2 protein-coding genes are annotated in these 1,848 nt (G+C 71.4%); both read right to left on the bottom strand.

Annotated features, from left to right (window positions below; translation table 11 throughout):
- The coding region (locus ACXJKL_RS20290) for a DUF2252 family protein (protein ID WP_457208800.1) at positions 1 to 991 on the bottom strand (991 nt) is incomplete at its 3' end.
- A 52-nt stretch (positions 992 to 1,043) separates the two neighbouring features.
- Positions 1,044 to 1,848, bottom strand: an 805-nt coding sequence (locus ACXJKL_RS20285) for a chloride channel protein (protein ID WP_457208799.1), incomplete at its 5' end; no start/stop codon positions are given.

Below are 1,848 nucleotides of genomic sequence, written 5' to 3'. Positions count from 1 at the left end.
GGCGACGGTCGTGCTGGAGCGAGGCCCGGTAGCTACCGAACTGGGACGCGATGACCTCCTCGATCTCCTCGGTCGCGAACCCGTACTTCTCGTGCAGGTCCCGGGCCGGCACGATGACCGGCGGCACGCTGACGATCCGGTGCGTGCCGTCGACGACCTCGGTCAGCTTCGCCAGGGCCTGCATGCTGGTGCGACTCCGCGCCTTGAGCGCGTTCTTCTCGAAGCGCTTCTCGAGCTTCTTCGCCTCCTTGGCGGACATCGGGCCCACACCGGCCGGTGGCTCGGCTTCGTCCCTGTCCGCCGTCTCGCCCTTCTCGCCCTTCGCGGACTTCTTGCCCTTCTTCCCCTTCGTGTCCGTGCCCCCGGTCCCAGTGTCGTCCCCGGCCGAGGCCTCGCCGATGGCCCGGAGCATCATCTCGCGCAGGTCCTCCTCGGTGAGGTGCGCGTACCAGACCTCCATCGTGCCGAGTCCGGCGAACTCGGCCATCGCCTTGCGGTACGCCCGCACGCACGCCGTCGTCACCGCCTCGGTCTGCTCCGGCGTGCACCCGTTGTGCTGCGCCGCGACGGTCAGGCTCGCGGCCAGCCGCTTGACGTCGAACTCGAACGGCCCGGGAAGGGTCTCGTCGAAGTCGTTGATGTCGAAGACCAGGTTCCTCTCCGGGGAGGCGTACACCCCGAAGTTCGACAGGTGGGCGTCGCCACACAGCTGGACCGTCAGCCCTGCGGTGGGGGTGCCCGCCAGGTCGTCCGCCATCACCTTGGCGGCGCCCCGGTAGAAGGTGAACGGCGAGACCATCATCCGTCCGTGCCGTACCGGCACCAGGTCGGCGTCCCGGCGGGCGTTCTGCTCCTCGATGAGGGACACCGGGTCGCTCCGCTGGGGCGCGGCGGCCCACCCCAGGTGGGCACCGGGCGGGGTGCGGACGCGGGCCTCCTTCCCGAGCAGCTCGCGTTCTTCTCGGGTGGGGTGCTCGACACGGGTGGCCATGGTGGGACGCAACCACTCGCGGTGGCGGGCGCGCCTCGCCTCCCGGTCGATCTCACCCGGGGGAGCCCTTCGTCGGCGAGTCCGGCCAGCGGGCGTCGAGGACCACGGCACTGACCAGCGCCACGACCGCGGCGAGCATGACGATCGGTATCTGGCTCGATGCCTCGGACCCGAGCAGCAGCACGACCAGGATGACCGAGGTGATCGGCAGGCGCAGGACCGCGCTGGTGGCGGCCGCCATCCCGATGGCGATGCCGGCGGTCGTGCCCAGGCCGGGCAGTGGCGCGACGAGCACTCCGATGGCGGCGCCGAGGAAGACCGCCGGGAACGTGGGGCCGCCGCGGAAGGCGCCCAGGGACAGCCCGTAGCCGGCACCCTTGAGCACCACCAGCAGGGCCAGGGTCGTGGCGGACCAGCTGTCCGGCGACGTGACGAGGGCCGAGAGGGAGGTCTGTCCGGACTCCAGGACGTCGAGGGGCGTGCGGTCCGTCATCAGCGCGTAGGCGCTCGCACAGGCGCCCACGAGCAGTCCGGCCACCGTGGTGGTCGCGATCGTGTGACGGGAGACGGCCCGGGCCGTGCGCAGGCCCAGGCGTCGTAGGAGGTGCATGCCTGCGGCGATCAGCACGGCGACGGGGACGACCCAGAGCAGGTCCCCCGCGTCGACGGTGGCGGCGGGAAGCCCCGGGATCGTCAGGGACGGCACGTCGATGCCGGACCAGCTTCCCATCCCCGTGAAGATGAGGTCGCCGAGCCCGCTGGCGACGATGCAGGGCAGCAGCACGAGCAGGACCTGCCTGCCCGCGAAGCCCACGATCTCCAGCATCAGCACGGAGGCGACCAACGGGTTCCCGAAC

Source organism: Nocardioides sp. P5_C9_2, assembly GCF_054049555.1.
This window is presented reverse-complemented; position numbering and strand designations above follow the sequence as displayed.